The organism is Streptomyces sp. NPDC059909 (assembly GCF_042730885.1).
GTDB lineage: Bacteria > Actinomycetota > Actinomycetes > Streptomycetales > Streptomycetaceae > Streptomyces.
In genome coordinates, this window is record NZ_JBHWKX010000028.1 from 45,311 (window position 1) to 60,308 (window position 14,998).

15 protein-coding genes are annotated in these 14,998 nt (G+C 71.0%); 9 read left to right on the plus strand and 6 right to left on the minus strand.

Translation table 11 applies throughout. The annotated features are described in order from the left end of the window. Window positions 1-122: 122 nt before the first annotated feature. Window positions 123-584, minus strand: coding sequence for a flavin reductase family protein (locus tag ACFV9O_RS20155; protein ID WP_385419734.1), 462 nt, complete (start codon window positions 582-584; stop codon window positions 123-125). Between the two features lie 503 nt (window positions 585-1,087). On the opposite strand from ACFV9O_RS20155, the gene ACFV9O_RS20160 reads away from it, so the two are divergent. From ACFV9O_RS20160 to ACFV9O_RS20180, 5 genes are read left to right on the plus strand one after another with little or no spacing between them, the layout of a single operon-like run. Continuing rightward, entirely contained in the window at window positions 1,088-2,677 is a 1,590-nt protein-coding gene (locus ACFV9O_RS20160; protein ID WP_385419737.1) for a tryptophan halogenase family protein, read from the plus strand. A gap of 38 nt (window positions 2,678-2,715) precedes the next feature. Further along, on the plus strand, window positions 2,716-3,843 hold the full coding sequence (locus tag ACFV9O_RS20165; RefSeq protein ID WP_385419740.1) for a monodechloroaminopyrrolnitrin synthase PrnB family protein: 1,128 nt from the start codon (window positions 2,716-2,718) through the stop codon (window positions 3,841-3,843). Then, window positions 3,836-5,152 (plus strand): flavin-dependent oxidoreductase, encoded by a 1,317-nt coding sequence (locus ACFV9O_RS20170; RefSeq protein ID WP_385419743.1) that lies wholly within the window; start codon window positions 3,836-3,838, stop codon window positions 5,150-5,152. The genes ACFV9O_RS20165 and ACFV9O_RS20170 overlap by 8 nt, the downstream gene beginning before the upstream one ends. Window positions 5,153-5,173: 21 nt before the next feature. Next, entirely contained in the window at window positions 5,174-5,527 is a 354-nt protein-coding gene (locus tag ACFV9O_RS20175) for a DoxX family protein (protein ID WP_385419746.1), read from the plus strand. A 56-nt stretch (window positions 5,528-5,583) separates the two neighbouring features. Further along, window positions 5,584-6,237, plus strand: a complete 654-nt coding sequence (locus tag ACFV9O_RS20180) for a DsbA family protein (protein WP_385419750.1) — start codon at window positions 5,584-5,586, stop codon at window positions 6,235-6,237. A 43-nt stretch (window positions 6,238-6,280) separates the two neighbouring features. Here ACFV9O_RS20180 and ACFV9O_RS20185 read toward each other — a convergent pair whose 3' ends face one another. The 3 genes from ACFV9O_RS20185 to ACFV9O_RS20195 form a co-directional block, all read right to left on the minus strand. Next, window positions 6,281-7,063, minus strand: a complete 783-nt coding sequence (locus ACFV9O_RS20185; protein ID WP_385419752.1) for a helix-turn-helix domain-containing protein — start codon at window positions 7,061-7,063, stop codon at window positions 6,281-6,283. Window positions 7,064-7,278: 215 nt separating this feature from the next. After that, complete coding sequence (locus ACFV9O_RS20190; RefSeq protein WP_385419754.1) at window positions 7,279-8,121, minus strand: tetratricopeptide repeat protein; 843 nt, start codon at window positions 8,119-8,121, stop codon at window positions 7,279-7,281. Window positions 8,122-8,138: 17 nt separating this feature from the next. Next, window positions 8,139-9,143, minus strand: a complete 1,005-nt coding sequence (locus tag ACFV9O_RS20195) for a GNAT family N-acetyltransferase (protein ID WP_385419756.1) — start codon at window positions 9,141-9,143, stop codon at window positions 8,139-8,141. A gap of 139 nt (window positions 9,144-9,282) precedes the next feature. Here ACFV9O_RS20195 and fdxA point away from each other — a divergent pair, with 139 nt between their 5' ends. Both fdxA and dapC read left to right on the plus strand, forming a co-directional pair. Further along, window positions 9,283-9,603: a ferredoxin gene (gene fdxA / locus ACFV9O_RS20200; protein ID WP_010474859.1), complete on the plus strand. Its 321-nt coding sequence runs from the start codon at window positions 9,283-9,285 to the stop codon at window positions 9,601-9,603. Between the two features lie 91 nt (window positions 9,604-9,694). Next, the gene (dapC, locus tag ACFV9O_RS20205) at window positions 9,695-10,813 is read left to right on the plus strand and encodes a succinyldiaminopimelate transaminase (protein ID WP_385419760.1); all 1,119 of its coding nucleotides are present in this window, start codon (window positions 9,695-9,697) and stop codon (window positions 10,811-10,813) included. Between the two features lie 61 nt (window positions 10,814-10,874). Here the strand turns inward: dapC and ACFV9O_RS20210 are convergent, their stop codons facing one another. Both ACFV9O_RS20210 and ACFV9O_RS20215 read right to left on the minus strand, forming a co-directional pair. Continuing rightward, the gene (locus tag ACFV9O_RS20210) at window positions 10,875-11,375 is read right to left on the minus strand and encodes an ATP-binding protein (protein WP_385419762.1); all 501 of its coding nucleotides are present in this window, start codon (window positions 11,373-11,375) and stop codon (window positions 10,875-10,877) included. A gap of 501 nt (window positions 11,376-11,876) precedes the next feature. After that, complete coding sequence (locus ACFV9O_RS20215) at window positions 11,877-12,821, minus strand: hypothetical protein (RefSeq protein WP_385419764.1); 945 nt, start codon at window positions 12,819-12,821, stop codon at window positions 11,877-11,879. Window positions 12,822-12,988: 167 nt separating this feature from the next. On the opposite strand from ACFV9O_RS20215, the gene dapE reads away from it, so the two are divergent. Both dapE and ACFV9O_RS20225 read left to right on the plus strand, forming a co-directional pair. Beyond that, a complete protein-coding gene (gene dapE, locus ACFV9O_RS20220) occupies window positions 12,989-14,068 on the plus strand; it encodes a succinyl-diaminopimelate desuccinylase (RefSeq protein ID WP_385419767.1) in 1,080 nt (359 codons plus the stop codon). A 103-nt stretch (window positions 14,069-14,171) separates the two neighbouring features. Further along, window positions 14,172-14,954 carry a TIGR00730 family Rossman fold protein gene (locus ACFV9O_RS20225; RefSeq protein WP_385419771.1) on the plus strand — a complete coding sequence of 261 codons (783 nt, stop codon included), beginning with the start codon at window positions 14,172-14,174 and terminating at the stop codon, window positions 14,952-14,954. The last annotated feature ends 44 nt before the right edge of the window (window positions 14,955-14,998 follow it).

The following is a 14,998-nucleotide window of genomic DNA, read 5'->3' on the forward strand; positions in this document are numbered from 1 at the left end:
GAAACCTCCGGTTCAGGTACGCGGGACGACTGCGCCGCTCCGTTCCGTGACGGGCGCCGGGTCGCCGGTGCCGGGCCGCCCGCTCCGGGGCTGCCGGCGCCGGCGGGCGCAGGGTTGCGGGGCTACTCCGTCAGGCCCTTCCAGCAGGCGTACTGACGCAGCCCGTAGAGCAGCGGTGTGGGCTGGTGCCGCTCGGTGACCCGGCGGACCTCGCCGAAGACGACCATGTGGTCGCCGACCGGGGCGGTGTGCACCACCTCGCAGTCCGCGGTCGTGTGGGCGTCCTCGGTGAGATGCGGGCCCGCCGCCTCCTCGTCCAGCTGCCACCGCACCCGCTCGAAGCGGTCCCCGTCCCCGGAGGCGAAGAGCTCGGAGGTGCCGCGGGCGTCCGAGTGCAGCAGATTGAGGCCGAAGGTGCGCAGATCGAGTACGGCCCGCAGCGTGGGGCTGCCGAGCCGGAGGCAGACCAGCAGGGTCGGCGGGCGCAGTGAGACGCTGCAGACCGAGGTGCACGTCATGCCCCAGGGCGCTCCCAGAGCGTCCAGTGCCGTGATGACGGCCACGCCCGTGGGGAAACGGGACATGAACGGCCGGAGGTCCACGTGGCGACCCCCGTCACCCGGTGCTTGCTCGGTATTCGTTTGCGAAATCGTCCGGGTAATGGAATTGCTCACCACAGGCACCTTCATTCGGGCTGTCGCGCGAATATGATAGAGGGGGAGCGGACTCGGAAATTCCGGAATTGGCGCCGAACGTCTTGGTTGTGCCCGACGCTACCCACGGCATTCGGCGAATGTCAACAGCGTACTTGAGCGCCCTGGGGCCGACCGGGTCGGGCGGAGTCCACCAAAAGAAAGTTAACAACTCGAAGTGCGTCATCTTCGGCGCGATCGGGGCTCCGAAAATCGCGCTCCGTGCCTGGTCAGCGCATTGTTGACAATTCATTCATTGGCGTGATCGCGTTGCCCAATTTTGACGGATATTGACTCCCGGATTCGGCGTGAACTAGCGTCGGCCGCATCGGAGGGCGGGGGATTCGCCCCTTCCGAACTCAATTGGGAAAATCTCGCGAGGGGGCACGGGAACGATGAGCAACCGGATTCAGAAGGTCGTCATACTCGGTGGCGGAACCGCCGGCTGGATGACGGCCTCCTACCTGGCGAAGGCATTCGGGGAGACGGTGGAATTCACCGTGCTCGAGGCGCCTTCCATCCCCAAGATCGGCGTCGGGGAAGCGACCATCCCCAATCTGCAGCGCGTACTCTTCGACTTCCTCGGGCTCGACGAGGACGAGTGGATGCGCGAGTGCAACGCCAGCTACAAGATGGGCATCAAGTTCATCAACTGGCGGACCGGGGGAGAGGGAGAGGCCGCGCCGCGGCCCTACGGCTCCTCGACCGACCACTTCTACCACTGCTTCGGCATCCTCCCGAACCATGACCGCCTTCCGCTGTCGCACTACTGGACGCACCAGAAGCTGACCGGGCAGACGGACGAGGCCTTCGACTACGCCTGTTACCGCGAACCCCCGGTCCTGGACGCCAAGCTGGCGCCCAAGACCCCCGACGGGCAGCGGTGGACCAACTACGCCTGGCACTTCGACGCGCAGCAAGTCGCCGACATGCTGCGCCGCTTCGCCACCGAGCGCCAGAAGGTCCGGCACATCCAGGACGAGATGACCGAGGCGCTCCTCGACCAGCGCGGCTTCATCACCGCGCTGCGCACCAAGGGCGGACTGCAGCTGGACGCCGACCTCTTCGTCGACTGCTCGGGCTTCCGCGGCCTGCTGATCAACCAGGCCATGCGGGAACCGTTCCTCGACATGAGCGACTTCCTGCTCAACGACCGGGCCGTGGCCACCGCGGTCCCGCACGACGACGCGCAGCACGGCGTCGAGCCCTACACCTCGGCCATCGCCATGAAGTCGGGCTGGACCTGGAAGATCCCCATGCTCGGCCGGTTCGGCTCGGGCTACGTCTACTCGAGCCGCTTCGCCGACCAGGACGAGGCGACCGACGAGTTCTGCCGGCTGTGGAACCTGGACCCCAAGGGGACCGACTTCAACCACGTCCGCTTCCGGGTCGGACGCAACCGCCGTACCTGGGTCAAGAACTGCGTCAGCATCGGGCTCTCCTCCTGCTTCCTGGAGCCGCTGGAGTCGACCGGGATCTACTTCATCACCGCCGCGATCTACCAGCTCGCCAAGCACTTCCCGGACAAGCGCTTCGACCCGGTGCTGATCGACAGCTTCAACCGCGAGATCGAGATCATGTTCGACGACTCACGGGACTTCATCCAGGCCCACTTCTCCTTCGCCCCGCGCATGGACACGCCCTTCTGGAGGGCCAACAAGGAGCTCCGGCTGGCGGACGGCTTCCAGGAGAAGATCGCCATGTACCGCTCCGGCCTGGCCGTGAACATGGCGGTCACCGACGAGACCACGTACTACGACAACTTCGAGGCCGAGTTCCGCAACTTCTGGCAGAACAGCAACTACTACTGCATCTTCGCCGGTCTCGGCATGACGCCCGACCGCACTCTCCCCGAACTCACCCACCGGCCCGCGTCGATCGACAGCGCGGACGCCGTCTTCGCGGAGATCAAGAAGAAGCAGAGTGAGCTCCTGTCCACCCTGCCGACGACCTATGACCACCTCCGCCGGCTCCACGGCAAGTAAGTCACGGCGAGTCAGTAGAGAACGGACGGACAACGACCATGCCGATCACCCGGCTACCGCACCGTACCGACCCCTGCGACATACGGACCGTCAGCGCGCTGGACCCGCTGCGGGCCGACAGCTTCTATCCCCGGCTGCCCGCGATCAACGCGACCGCCGACGTGCCCGCCCTCGTCGACGCACTCCGCAGGCTCCTCCCCGACCTCGACACCGTCGGCTCCTACTCCCTCCCTGAGCGGCTCGCCGTCATGCGTGACCTGGGGCTCCTCCTCGGCTCGCTCAAGCGGCACGGCACCCAGCCCGTCGAGGCCGTACCGGAAGCCGAACCGATCCTCGTCGAACTCGGCCGCAGCACCGGCATGGTGCCGCGCGACACCGTGCACCACTACACGGAGTGGAACCCCACCAACTTCCGCCGGCGCATGTACACCGGCGACAAGATGGAGGGCTATCTGATGGACGGGGCGCGATTGTCGCTGCCCCATGTGGCCGACGCCGTCGACCTGTGCTCCCTGCTGTACGACGCCGACCCGGCGGACCAGGAGACGGCACAGCTGCTCGACCAGGTCGACCGGTCCGTCAGCATCTTCGACGAGCTGATCACCATGGTGACCGAGAAGGTCACCCCCGAGTTCTTCGCCCAGCAGGTGCGCCCGTACTACGAGGACATCACCGTCGACGGCCGGAGCTACTTCGGGCCGGCCGCCGCCCATGTGCCGCTCTTCCTGGTGGACATGGTGATCTGGGCCTCCGACCGCGGCGACCCGGTGTACGACGCGTTCATCGACGAGGTCGCACCGCACACCCTTCCGCAGTGGCGGGCCCTGCTCGCCGGCTGGTCCGCAGGACCGTCACTGGTGACCAAGGTGGAGGCGGCCCTCACCGAGGCCGGTGCCGGGGACGCGGCAGCCGGGAACCCGCCGCCGCAGTTGCTGGACACGGCACGGTCGCTGGCCTCCGTGCTCCGCACCCTCACCGTCTTCCGCGGCAAGCACCTGGCCATCGCCCGCAAGGCCTACCGCGACGAGGTCCGGCTGTACGAACTCGGCAGCGGCAACGGCAGCATCACCCTGCTTCACCAGATCCTCGCGCTCACCAAGGAGAACGTCACCCTCGTCCGCGGACGGGCGGCCTCCGCTCCGGCGAGGGAGGCGGTCCGTGGCTGAGGGACCGGCGGCGGGCCGCCGCAGCGACATCGTCGTCGCCGGGGCGGGGATCGGCGGCCTGGTGACCGCACTCGGCCTGCACGCCGCGGGATTCTCGCGCGTACGGGTCCTGGAGGCGGCCCCCGAGATCCACCCGCTCGGCGTCGGGCTGAACATCCTCCCGCACGCCATCGGCGAACTCACGGACCTCGGTCTTTACGAGCGGCTCGCCGAAAAGGCCGTGGAGACCGCGGACTTCTCCCTCTACCACCGGACCGGCGGCCGTATCTGGCGCGAGCCCCGCGGGCTCGCCGCCGGATACAGCTGGCCCCAGCTCTCCATCCACCGCGGCCATCTGCTGCAGACGCTGCTGGATGCGGTACGGGAGCGGCTCGGGCCCCGGGCCGTCGTCACCGACGCCCGCGTGACCGGCTGCGACCAGCAGCCGGGCGGGCGGGTCCGTATCACCGTCGAGCACCGCGCCGCAGGGACGCACAGCGAGACCACGGCCGATCTGCTCGTGGGCGCCGACGGACTCCACTCCGCGGTACGGGCCGCCCTCCACCCCGACGAGGGGCCACCCTGCACCAACGGGATGATCATGTGGCGCGGCACCACCTGGGCAGCGCCCTACCTGGGCGGGCGCTCCATGGTGGTGCTCGGTGACGACCAGCACAAGCTGGTCATCTACCCCATCGTCCCGGCCACCGCCACGGAGAGCCGCACGCTGGTCAACTGGGTCACCGGGCTGCCCCGCACCGCCCTGGCCGGCGGCGCGACCGACCCGGCCACCCGCACCGCGGAGGTGCTGCGGCACTACGGCGACTGGAACGTCCCCTGGGCCGACATCCCGTATCTGATCGAGAACGCCACACGGATCCTCGAATACCCGATGCAGGACCGCGATCCGCTGGAGAGCTGGGTGCACGGGCGGGTCGTCCTGCTCGGCGACGCCGCGCACCCGATGTACCCGGTCGGATCCAACGGGGCGACCCAGGCCGTCCTCGACGGGCGCGCCCTCGCCTGGCACCTGGACGCGCACGCCGACGACATCGACCGCGGACTCGCGGAGTTCCAGGCCGAGCGCCGCCCGGCCGTCACCGCGATCCAGGCTGCCAACCGCGCCATGGGCCCGGAGCGCGCCATCGACATCGTCCACCGGCGGGCTCCCGGCGGCTTCACCGACGTCCACGAGGTCATGGCGCCGGAGGAACTCGCGGAGATCTCCCGGACGTACAACGTCACCGCACTCCTGGAGAACGCCGTACGACCGGACGGCACCGCCCGATACGCGCTCGGAAGACCCGAGCGCGAACCCGTGACGAAGTGACGAAGTAGGGAGATTCCATCCATGACCGTGACACTGGCCGTGATGTCGGGGGTGCTCGCAGCCGTCTTCCTGGGCTCGGGCGGAGCGAAGCTCGCCGGTGCCGCGAGCATGCGCAAGAGCGCCGACCACCTCGGGTTGTCCTTCCAGAACTTCCGGCTTGTCGGTGTCGCCGAGGTGGCCGGCGCGGTCGGCCTGCTCATCGGCCTCGCGGTGAAGCCGCTGGGCGTGGCGGCCGCGATCGGACTCTTCCTGACGATGGCCGGCGCGGTCGTGTACCACCGCAGGGCCTCCGACTCTGTGGGCGAGACCCTCCCGGCCGCGGTGATCGCCCTCGTCGCGGCCGCGCTGGCCGTGCTGTTCGCGCAGTCGATGTGAAGTCCCCGGCGCGCGTGCGTCGATGTGAACCCCCTGGCCCGAACGAAGGAGCCCCCGTGCAGAACCCGAAGCAGCTGACCGTCGACGTCTATGCGGACATCGCCTGCCCCTGGTGCCGGATAGGACGCAACCGGCTGCGCCAGGCCGCCGCCGCCCTGCGCGACGAGATCCAGCTCGAACTCCGCCATCTGCCGCACCAGCTGGACCCGGCCGAGCCCGAGGAGCCCATGCCGCTGCGGGAGTCGCTCGGCCGCAAGTTCGGCGCGGAGAACACCGAGAAGATGTTCGTCGAGATGACCGTGCTGGGCGGCCGTGAGGGGCTCGACTTCCATCTGGAACACGCCCTCGCCGTGAACACCTTCACCGCGCACCGCCTGCTGCGCTTCGCCGCGGAGCGCCACGGCACCAGCGTCCAGGCAGCGCTCTCCGAGCGGCTCTACGAGGCCTACTTCCGCGACGGCCTGAACATCGCCGACCACGGGACCCTGGCCGGGCTCGCCCAGCAGGCGGGTATCGACCCGGAGCAGGTGAAGGCCTTCCTCGCCTCGGACGAGGGCGTTGCGGAGACCCGCGACAGGATCGCGGAAAGCCGCGCGAGCGGAGTGACCACGGTGCCCACGACCGTCCTCCCCGACGGCACCCGGATCGAGGGCGTGCAGGAGACGGAGGCGCTCGTCCAGGCCCTGCGCAAGGCCGCGGCGGCAGTCTGACCGCGGAGACCGACCGGAAGAGGGACCGTTGCCGCCCCGGCGGTCAGCTGCGCCGGGCCGCCGGGGCCGGCACCGCCGGCTGGGCCAGGACCATCCGTACGGAATCGCGCCACGTGATCACCGGGGCGTCTCCCAGCAGGGAGACCCCCTCCTGCGGCCAGTCGATGACGAGCACGGTGGGACCGTCGAGGCTCTCCAGCACCCGGTCGTAGAAATCCCGCCGGAAATCCGTCGTGGGCGCTCCCTCGTACACCAGGAAATGCTGAGGGCGGTACGCCTCGATGGCATACGCCACCGTCGTCGTCACCGACGCCTCGCTCGTGGATCCGGAGCAGTCGGCGGAACTCCACCGGGTCGACGTCTCGCCCACGACCAGCGCCGTCCCCCCGTGGGGGCGCGCCAGGGCGTGGGCCTGGACGGACGCCTCGGCCAGCCAGTGCTCGCCGACGGCCGTCAGCAGCCGGTTGGACGGCACCCCGAGGCGGCGGACGATGCGGCTCAGGCTGCTGGTGGACAGATGGACGCCGAAGTCCCGCTCCACGAGCTTCTTGACGCTGCCGCAGCACCAGACGCGCTCGTCGCCGACGTCGAAGTAGTCCGGCCCGCCGGTGCCCAGCATGGTGTAGAGCCTGCAGAGCTGTACGTCGTCGAGCTTGCGGGGCCGGCCGCGCGCCGGGCGGGTCCGGAGCGCCTCGACACCGCCCTGCTCGTAGCGCTTCATCCAGTTGTAGACGACCGTGCGGGAGACCCCCAGCGCCTGGGAGACCTCCGAGACGGGGACGCCGTTGGCGACCCGCTCCACAGCGCGCTTGCGTAAATGGAACATCGTCTGACGCTTGACCTGACGGCCATCATGGCGACGCACGAAATACCCCCGTATGCGGATGTACGAGTCCGAGGGGTGGCGTGCAGAAACCGGTTGTGCCCTTCAGGCCACCCGGCAAGTCCCCGTCTTTCGGGCGACCGCCAACTCGGCGGCAGCGTAGGTCGGCCCGAGCAGGCGTGTCAACGGACGGCAGATCCGGTCCGGTTGAGCCATGTTCAGTTCAGCATCGAGCGCGCCGCGTGCGCCCGGCGCCTGATCCTCGCCGCCGTCGTCGGCTCGACGGCCGCGACGATGTCCGCGTACGCGTCCATCTCCGCCGCGCCCGCGAGGAAGTCGCCGCGCTGGACGAGGAGCTGGGCGCGCTCGAAGCGGAGGCGGGCCGGATGGGAGGGCAGGAGGAGGGAGAGGTCGACGGCCCACAGCGCGACATCCGTGCGTTCCGGGCGAGCGGCGGCCCACGCGCGGATGTTGTTGAGGATCCGCAGGACGATCTCCAGCGGGTCCGCCGGGACCAGCATCGACGGATCGAGCGCCTCGCCCGTCGCGCCCACGACGAGCAGCTCCGCGTCCGCCCCGGTCAGCAGGCGGCCACCCGCGAAGGGGTCCGCCAGGACGGGCTTCGCCGGGTCGCCGAAGCCGACGACGAAGTGACCGGGCAGGGAGACGCCGTACACGGGAGCACCCGCACGGCGGGCGACCTCGAGCCAGACGACCGAGAGCAGGATCGGCAGCCCGCGGCGGCGCTGCAGGACGTGGTGGAGCAGGGACGACTCCAGGCGCTGGTAGCAGCCGGGAGTGCCGTGGAAGCCGCAGCGCTCCCCGAGCAGGCCGGCCAGCGCCGTCACCCAGGACTCGGGCCCGGCTATGCCGTACGGCACCAGGCCCGCCAGCCGGTCCAGCTCGATCTGGGCGGCGTCCAGTCCCGCCTCGCCCAGCGCCGGGTCGGCCTCCGTACCCACGAGCAGGCACAGCATCGCGAGGTCGGGCCGCGCGGAGCGGGCCTCCTCGGCGAACCGGCGGCGCCAGTGGCGTGTGGCCTCGGGCTGCGGCGGGTGCATATGCGTCTCGTACCCGCTCAGGAAGATCGGGAGTAGCGGAAATGGTGATAGAGGTGATGGATCGCGAAACCCATCCCCTCGTACAGCGCCCGCGCGCCGTCGTTGTCCGTCTCGACCTGCAGCCAGGCCGCCGATGCGCCCTCCTCCAGGGCCTGCCGCGCGAGCGCCGCCATCACGGCCGTCGCCAGGCCCTGCCGGCGGTACTCCGGAGCCACCTCCACCGCCATGAACCCCGCCCAGCGGCCGTCGACCACACAGCGACCGATCGCGGCGGGCGCGTCACCCTCACCCGGTACGGTTGCGAACCATACCGAGGGGCCGCTGGACAGGACCTTCAGCACGTGTGGGCCGGGCACACCGGTCCGCTGGTAGCGACGGAGCCAGGCCTCGTCGACCGACCGCCCCAGCCGCACGCGCGACACCTCCGCGTCCAGGTCCCCGACCGCCGCGAGCCCGCCCGTCCGCAGCTCCGCCGTCACCTCGCGCTCCCAGCCGTGCGCCTCCAGCTCGGCGCAGAGCCGTTCCTGTGTGCCCTCCGCCCCTGTCGCGGTCTGGACGTATGGCGGAAGACCACGGTCCGCGTACCAGGCCCGCACCCGCGCCAACGCGTCGTCGAGCGGTATCCCCGGATCGCCGAGGGGCAGCACCGAGTTCGCCCGCCGGGTGAAGCCGGACGCCGCCCGCAGCACCCACTCCCCGAGCGGCTCGCTCTCCACCGGCTGCCATGCCCGCGCCGTCACCCGCGCGAGCTCGTCGAAGGACGCCGCGGGACCCCTGCGACGCGCCGGTGCGGACGGCACGACCTTGCCCGCGACCAGCGAGGATTCCGGGATCCGGACGGTCTCCCCGGTCCTCCGTGTGATCAGCAGCACACCTTCGTCCCATGATGTGAGAACACCGATCGTGTCGGTGAACTTCTGCGACCCGGCACCCGGCTCGGCGCGCCGCCGCACCGACACGCGTTTTCCCACGTCAGAAGGGGTGATGCGGACCTCCAGTCGTCCGCCTGCAGTGAATTCCACAGCTCAGTCCTCCCCTCCTGTTCGGATCATCCCCAGGAACGGAGATACTAGGTGCGGGCATCGACGACGCCGCGCTCCCGCGCAGCCCCGCGGCGAGCCGCAGATCGGACGCCGCGCCCTACCGAGGAGGAACGACAGCGTGACCTACGTCATCGCGCAGCCTTGTGTCGACGTCAAGGACAAGGCGTGCATCGAGGAGTGCCCCGTCGACTGCATCTACGAGGGCCAGCGGTCCTTGTACATCCACCCGGACGAATGCGTCGACTGCGGAGCATGTGAGCCGGTCTGCCCGGTCGAGGCGATCTTCTACGAGGACGACACTCCCGAGGAGTGGAAGGACTACTACAAGGCGAACGTCGAGTTCTTCGACGAGCTCGGTTCGCCCGGTGGCGCGTCCAAGCTGGGCCTGATCGAGCGCGACCACCCCTTCATCGCCGCTCTGCCGCCGCAGAACGGCTGATCGCGCGACCCCGGTCCCGTACGGTTCGTCCGCCGTGCGGGGCCGTGGCGTTTTCATGGCCCCGCGCCGTACGTACGAGAAAGTGAGCACCGTGTCCGCAGTCTCTTCGCGCCTCCCTGTCTTTCCCTGGGACAAGCTCGAGCCCTACAAGGCGACGGCGGCTGCCCACCCGGACGGCATCGTCGACCTCTCCGTGGGCACCCCCGTGGACCCCGTCCCGGCACTGGTCCAGGAGGCCCTGGTCGCTGCCGCGGACTCGCCGGGCTATCCGACGGTGTGGGGGACGGCCGCGCTGCGGGACGCGCTCGTCGGCTGGTGCGAGCGGCGGCTCGGAGCCGTGTCCTTCGGGCACACCAACGTGCTGCCGGTGGTGGGGTCCAAGGAGCTGGTGGCCTGGCTGCCGACGCAGCTGGGGCTCGGCGCGGGCGACACAGTGGCGTACCCGCGGCTCGCCTATCCGACGTACGAGGTCGGCGCGCGGCTGTGCGGGGCGACTCCCGTCGTGTACGACACCGAGACATTTGCGGCTGACGCCGCGGGGACCGAGCTCGACCCGACCGGGTTGAAGCTGCTCTGGCTGAACTCGCCGTCGAACCCGACCGGCCGGGTCCTGTCCAAGGACGAGCTGACCCGGATCGTGGCGTGGGCGCGCGAGCACGGCGTCCTCGTCTTCAGCGACGAGTGCTACCTGGAGCTGGGCTGGGAGGCCGAGCCCGTCTCCGTCCTGCACCCGGACGTCTGCGGCGGATCGTACGAGGGCATCGTCTCCGTCCACTCCCTGTCCAAGCGCTCCAACCTGGCGGGCTACCGGGCCGCTTTCGTGGCGGGCGACCCGGCCGTGCTGGGCGAACTGCTGCAGATCCGCAAGCACGGCGGGATGATGACGCCCGCACCGGTGCAGGCGGCGACGGTGGCGGCGCTCGGCGACGACACGCACGTCGCGGAGCAGCGGGCCCGGTACGCGGCCCGGCGCGGAGCACTGCGCGAGGCGCTGCTCAAGCACGGCTTCCGGATCGAGCACAGCGAGGCGAGCCTCTATCTGTGGGCGACCCGCGACGAGCCCTGCTGGGACACGGTGGCGCACCTGGCGGAGCTGGGCATCCTCGTCGCGCCCGGGGACTTCTACGGGGCGGCGGGCGAGCGGTTCGTGCGCGTGGCCTTCACGGCGACCGACGAGCGGGTGGAGGCGGCGGTGAAGCGCCTCGGCTGACGGCACAGGGAAGGGCCCTCGGGAGCACATGCTCCCGAGGGCCCTTCCCTGTGTGCGGTGGCTACTGGCCGAGCAGCCCGCCGACCGGGAGCTGGTCGGCCGGCAGCCCGCCGGTCGGGAGCTGGTCGGTCGGCAGCGCGTTGCCCGCGTCCGGAGCCGGCACACTGCCCGTCAGCTCCCCGGCCGCGGGCACGGCCTGCTCCGCGGCGGTGCCCGCAGTCCGGCCCGCGAGGTCCGTGGCGCTGCCGACCGCCTGGCCGGCCGCGTCCTGCGCGACGGGGGCGCCGGTCTTGACCGCCTGCCCGGCGGTCCTGCTCGCGGTCGGCAGGCCCGTGCCGACCAGCTTGCCGCCGGCCTCGCTCGCCAGACCGGTCGCCTGCTGCGCGGCACCGCTCGCGGTGTCGGCGGCCGCGGCGCTGTCGAGCTGGGTCAGGCCGCCCAGGTTCTGGGTCTCGGTCAGGTCCACGGCGCTTGCGGAGCCGGCCGCACCGACCACGGGAGCTGCACCAGCTGCGACGAGCAGCGCGGCACGGGCGATCCGGCGGGTCAGGGGGAGGGACATGATGCTCCTTCGACGAGAGAACGTTGGGTCGTTGCCTGTCCGGCGATCGGACGCAGTGACAACCGCCTTTGGGCCCGGGATGGTTGCGGTGCGCCGAGGTAAAGAGTTGGCAATGCATCGCATAATCGGCTGCGGACAAAAACGGGCGAACATTGCGCGTCCAGACAGCGTGGTGAACCGTCACTTCCCTTTTCCCGCAAGGGAATTACGGACTTCCGTCGAACGTGCCCGAACGCCCCGCAGAAACCTCGCCCACTCGCGACGCGGGCCCCACGGGAGAGTGAGGCGCTGGACGCCTGCGCGATACGAATTCGGGGGACCCGGGCCCGCTCGGCGGTACCGGCCACACACCGGGCCCGTCCGGCGTTCGAGGACGGACACGCGGGCCGACCCGGCGGTACCGGTCACGTTCCCGAGGGGCTGGGGCATGCCCCCACGCGGCGGAGCCGCACACAGCCGGGAAGGGGCGGCGAAGGGCAGAGGCCCGCCGCAGGCAGCCGCCTAGCGCGACGCCACGCGGATCCTGACCTCGCCCGCGTCGGCGCTCGCGTCCGTCGACGTCCAGCCCTCGTCCGCCTCGGCCGCGCTCCAGACCCGCCCCGCGTACGAGACCTGCTCGATGCGCAGCACGGACGCCTGGGCCACCACCCAGTGGGCCAGCTCCCAGCCGCGCCGGGACGCGGCACCGGCGGCCGCGCCGGTGCCCTTGCCCGCGCCCGCCCCGGCCGTCGCGTTCACCGGCACGGTCAGCTCGCGCCCGCCCGTGGCCCGGGCCGTGGGCAGCACGCCGGTGCCGAAGGAGCGGGTCAGTTCGGAGCGCAGCCTGGCCGGGTCGCCAGGACCGGGCTCCCGGCCGGCCGTGCAGGTCAGGGCGGCGGACGCACGCCCGGTGAGCGCGGCCGCCAGCAGCGAGGCGTCCGGCTCGTGCTTCGCGTACGCCTGCGGGAAACCGCTGCGCTGCACGCGCTGCGCCGCCTCGGTCAGCGGAAGCCGCGAATAGCCCGGCACCTTGGCGAGGTGGTCGTAGAACTTCCCGGCGGAGTACACCGGGTCGAGGATCTGCTGCGGGGTTCCCCAGCCCTGCGAGGGGCGCTGCTGGAAGAGGCCGAGCGAGTCGCGGTCGCCATGCTTGATGTTGCGCAGCGCGGACTCCTGCAGGGCCGTCGCCAGGGCGATGGTGACCGCGCGCTCGGGCATCCCGCGGGTGGTGCCGACCGCGGAGATCGTGGCGGCGTTGGCGGCCATCTCGGGGGTGAGCTCGTACGACGTACCGGACCCCGAGCCGGAGTCCCCGCCGTCGGCCGAGCGCACCACGCAACGGGGCGCGCCCCCGCCTCCGCTCACGTACTGCACGACCACGTACGCGACCAGCGCCAGCAGCACGGCGAGCGCGGCCGTGCTGCGCAGAACGCGGCCGCGCCGGACGGGGGAGGCGGTCTCGGTCACGCTGCACACCGTACCGGCCCTCTCCTGCCGCCCCACCGGGGGCCGGGGCCTGTCCTCCGGATCTTTCCGGGCTCGGTGCCCTGGCGCGCCCCCGCGTCGGGCCGCTCGCCGATCCGGCCTGATCCGCAGGACAGGCCCTCGGCATGGGGGGCGCTAGGGTCGGTGCCATGTCCGAAACCGCGCTTGACCTCACCCTGGATGCCCCGGCGCTGACGGCCCGGCTCGTCGACTTCCCGTCGGTCAGCGGCAGCGAGAAGCCCCTCGCCGACGCGATCGAGGAGGCGCTGCGCCCGCTGCCGCACCTCACGGTCGACCGGCACGGCAACAACGTCGTGGCCCGTACGAACCTGGGGCGCGCCGAGCGGGTCGTCCTCGCGGGCCACATCGACACCGTGCCGATCGCCGACAACGTCCCTTCCAGGCTGGACGACAACGGCATCCTGTGGGGCTGCGGCACCTCGGACATGAAGTCGGGCGTCGCCGTCCAGCTCCGGATCGCCGCGACCGTCCCGGCGCCGAACCGCGACCTCACCTTCGTCTTCTACGACAACGAAGAGGTCGCCGCACACCTCAACGGTCTGGGGCATGTGGCCGAGGCCCACCCCGACTGGCTGAAGGGTGACTTCGCCGTCCTGCTGGAGCCGTCCGACGCACAGGTCGAGGGCGGTTGCCAGGGCACGCTGCGGGTCCATCTCCGTACGACAGGGGAGCGCGCACACTCCGCGCGCAGTTGGATGGGGTCCAACGCCATTCACGCCGCCGGCCCGATCCTGGCCCGCCTCGCCGCGTACGAACCGCGCCGCCCGTTCATCGACGGGCTCGAGTACCGCGAAGGGCTCAACGCCGTCGGGATCGAGGGCGGCGTCGCCACCAACGTCATCCCCGACGAGTGCACCGTCGTGATCAACTACCGCTACGCCCCGGACCGCAGCATGGCGGAGGCCGAGGCCCATGTCCGCGAGGTCTTCGCGGACTGCGGGGTCACCGAGTTCGTCGTCGACGACCACACGGGCGGGGCGCTGCCGGGGCTCTCGCACCCGGCGGCCGCCGCGTTCATGGAGGCCGTGGGCGGGACGGCCCAGCCGAAGTTCGGCTGGACCGACGTCTCGCGGTTCAGCGCGCTCGGCGTTCCCGCCGTGAACTACGGGCCGGGCGACGCGCTCTTCGCCCACAAGCGCGACGAACACGTGGCCATCGACAAGATCACGCACTGCGAGGAGCGGCTCCGGGCCTGGCTCACCGCCTGACGCCTTGCTGTTCGTCACTGCTCGCCGCCCGGAATTTCGCTCGTGTCCACCTCCGTCGACCTACGCTGACCTGGAACGAGCACCGCAGCGGAGGGAGCAGGTCATGGGCAACCCCGACGAAGCACGGAGGCTGGAGGAACAGCGGCTGGGACCGGTGCTGCGCCGCAGAGACCAGATCCAGGCCGGCACCACGGACCAGCGCCTGCTGGACACCGAGGGCGACTCCGAGTGGGTGCACACCGATCCCTGGCGGGTCATGCGTATCCAGTCGGAGTTCGTCGAGGGCTTCGGCGCCCTCGCCGAACTGCCCAGTGCGATCAGCGTCTTCGGCTCCGCCCGGACCGCGCCCGGCACGCCCGAGTACGACGCGGGCGTCCGCATCGGCAGGGCACTCGTCGAGGCCGGCTTCGCCGTGATCACGGGCGGCGGGCCCGGCGCGATGGAGGCCGCGAACCGGGGCGCCCGGGAGGCCCGGGGCATCTCCGTCGGGCTCGGCATCGAGCTGCCCTTCGAGCAGGGGCTCAACCCGCACGTCGACATCGGCGTGAACTTCCGCTACTTCTTCGTCCGCAAGACGATGTTCGTCAAGTACGCGCAGGGCTTCGTGGTCATGCCCGGCGGATTCGGCACCCTGGACGAGCTCTTCGAGGCCCTCACCCTCGTCCAGACCCGCAAGGTCACCCGCTTCCCCATCGTCCTGTTCGGTTCGTCCTACTGGTCCGGCCTGGTCGACTGGCTGCGTGACACCGTGGTCGCCCAGGGCAAGGCGTCCGCCCGCGACCTGCTGCTCTTCCACGTCACGGACGACGTCGACGAGGCGGTCGCCCTGGTCACCAAGGAGACCGGCCCGCCCCCGCCGCTCCCCTACGAGGGCTACGAGGCGTAGGCCGTGTCCGGGGGTCCGGGGCCCCGGCCCCGGACCCCCCGGGG

Coding starts and splice junctions, on each gene's coding strand:
- dapE (WP_385419767.1), top strand. CDS start 12,989: ATGTCCGAAACCGCGCTTGACCTCACCCTGGATGCCCCGGCGCTGACG.
- ACFV9O_RS20160 (WP_385419737.1), top strand. CDS start 1,088: ATGAGCAACCGGATTCAGAAGGTCGTCATACTCGGTGGCGGAACCGCC.
- ACFV9O_RS20175 (WP_385419746.1), top strand. CDS start 5,174: ATGACCGTGACACTGGCCGTGATGTCGGGGGTGCTCGCAGCCGTCTTC.
- ACFV9O_RS20165 (WP_385419740.1), top strand. CDS start 2,716: ATGCCGATCACCCGGCTACCGCACCGTACCGACCCCTGCGACATACGG.
- ACFV9O_RS20185 (WP_385419752.1), bottom strand. CDS start 7,063: ATGTTCCATTTACGCAAGCGCGCTGTGGAGCGGGTCGCCAACGGCGTC.
- ACFV9O_RS20190 (WP_385419754.1), bottom strand. CDS start 8,121: ATGCACCCGCCGCAGCCCGAGGCCACACGCCACTGGCGCCGCCGGTTC.
- ACFV9O_RS20155 (WP_385419734.1), bottom strand. CDS start 584: ATGTCCCGTTTCCCCACGGGCGTGGCCGTCATCACGGCACTGGACGCT.
- ACFV9O_RS20210 (WP_385419762.1), bottom strand. CDS start 11,375: ATGTCCCTCCCCCTGACCCGCCGGATCGCCCGTGCCGCGCTGCTCGTC.
- ACFV9O_RS20225 (WP_385419771.1), top strand. CDS start 14,172: ATGGGCAACCCCGACGAAGCACGGAGGCTGGAGGAACAGCGGCTGGGA.